The organism is Natrinema soli (genome assembly GCF_028618695.1).
The window spans coordinates 345-822 of the sequence record NZ_JAQIVI010000448.1 but is presented as its reverse complement, the minus strand read 5'-3'; the positions used below and the strand labels follow the sequence as shown (position 1 = coordinate 822).

2 pseudogenes are annotated in these 478 nt (G+C 68.6%); both read right to left on the bottom strand.

Annotated elements, in window-relative coordinates:
• Positions 1-246 (bottom strand): annotated as a pseudogene (locus PGX04_RS23615) (transglutaminase); the annotation flags it as partial.
• A pseudogene (locus PGX04_RS23610) lies at positions 243-478 on the bottom strand (hypothetical protein); the annotation flags it as partial. The pseudogenes PGX04_RS23610 and PGX04_RS23615, both read right to left, overlap by 4 nt.

Sequence of the window (478 nt, the reverse complement as noted above, 5' to 3'; positions counted from 1 at the left end):
CGCGGTCCACGGTCGGATCAGCCGCGCGAGTATCGTCGCCGCGACGAGCATCGCCGCGACGAGCGCGAACAGCGACTGACTGCCGCCGACGACTCGCGTTATTCCGTAGAGGACGCTCACGTACGACGCCGTCAGGGCCAGCACGCAGCCCAGGGCGACGGGCCGGACGATGTCGGTGCCGACGGTTCGGTCCGTATCGAGCGAAATCGTCCGATCGTCGACGCGTCCGGACGAGTCCGCACTCATGGACTCACCTCCGATCGTCCGCCGTCGTCGCGTTCGCGTCGACTGTCGGGATCGATTCGATCGCGTCGCGCGTCGTCATCGCCCTCGTCGCTGCCGTTTCGTCGCCCTCGATCGCGACTGCGGAGCCGGTCGAAGGGAATCTCGCGGTCGTCGACGACGATCGTCGTCCCGTCAGCGTCGGTTCGAACCAGAACGTCGGCGTCCCGCCGCGTCCGGTCGTCGAGCTCGCCGG